Below are 1,479 nucleotides of genomic sequence, written 5' to 3' on the forward strand. Positions count from 1 at the left end.
CCCCGGCGGCACCCGTACCAGCGCCCGCTCCCAGACCTCCCCCACCGGCGCCTCGAACGCCCGCCGAGGCCGCCCCGCCTCGGCGGCAGGCACCGGCACCGGCCCCAGCACCTCCGCGTCCGCGGGCAACCGCGCCCCCGCGAGGAACGCGGCCAGCGCCTCCGGCGCCCCCGTCACCGAGGCCATCCGGGACACCGGTGGAAAGCCCAGCTCGGCCCGCTCCGCCAGCTCCCGCCGGGCGTGACCGACCGGATCCCAGCGGACCAGCGCCTGCACCGGCCGCAGCGTCGGCTCGGCGACGACGACCACCGTGCCGCCCTCGGGCCGCCCCCGGACCAGCGCGGCGGCGGAGGTCCAGCGCCGCAGCGCCTCCTCCCCCGCACGCAGGTCGGGACGGCCGGTCATCGCCCAGCCGTCCAGCAGGAGCGCCGCCGCGTACCCGCCCTCGGCGACCGGCTCGGCACCGGGCGTGCTCACCACCAGCGCGGGCCGGTCCGGCACCGAGTCGAGCACATGGTCGCGCCCGGACGTCCGCACCGGCACGGCCGGAAACGCCCGCCCCAGCTCCTCCGCCGTACGCCGGGCGCCGACGACCTGGGCCCGCAGCCGCCGGCCACCGCAGGCCACGCAGTGCCAGGCGGTCTCGGCCCGCCCGCACCAGGCGCAGTTCAGGTCCTGCTGGTCGGGCGCCTCCAGCGGCCCCGCGCACTGCCGGCACCGCGCGGGCTCCCGGCAGCGCTCGCAGGCCAGCCGGGGGGCGTACCCGCGGCGGGGCACCTGGACCAGCACCGGACCGGTGCGCAGCCCGTCCCGGACGGTCTGCCAGGCGAGGCTGGGCAGCCGGGCGGCCCGCGCCGCCCCGTCCCGGGCGAGTTCGCCGTCGCCCACGGTGCGGATGACGGGCGCCGCCGCCCGCAGCTGCTCCCGCCCGGCGCGCAACGGCAGCGCCCAGCCGCTCTCGACGAGCTGCGCGGCCTCCACGGTGCAGCTGAGGGAGCCCAGCAGGAAGCCGCACCGCCCGTGCGTGGCCCGCAGCTCCAGGACCTCGCGGACATGCGGGAAGGGCGCGCGGTCGTCGCTGTGGCTGGAGTCCCCGTCGTCCCAGACGACGACGAGCCCGAGGTCGGCGACGGGCGCGAACATCGCGGCCCTGGTCCCCACCACCGCCCGGACGGACCCGCGCCGCACGGCGAGCCATTCCCGGTACCGCTTCCCCGGTCCGGAGCCGGCGGTGAGCAGCGCGTGCCGCCCCTCGCCGAGGAGGGCGGTGAGCGCGGCGTCGACCCGGCCGGCGGCCCGCCCGTCGGGGACGACGACGAGGGCGCCGCGCCCTGCGGACAGCGTCGCGGCGACGGCCGTGGCGATCTCGGCCGGCCAGTGCGGTCCGGGCAGCGCCGTCCACACGGCCCTGGGGGCGTCCCCGTTGGCCAGCGCGGACAGGAAGGCGGGCCCCTGCTCGTACCGCTCCCAGGTCCCGGG

At 79.9% G+C, this 1,479-nt stretch carries 1 protein-coding gene; it reads right to left on the reverse strand.

The window, feature by feature from the left end:
• A partial coding sequence (locus EAO73_RS35660; RefSeq protein WP_147975665.1) for a primosome assembly protein PriA occupies positions 1-1,479 on the reverse strand: 1,479 nt, incomplete at both ends.

This window comes from Streptomyces sp. col6 (genome assembly GCF_008042035.1).
In the GTDB taxonomy this organism is placed as follows: Bacteria; Actinomycetota; Actinomycetes; order Streptomycetales; family Streptomycetaceae; genus Streptomyces.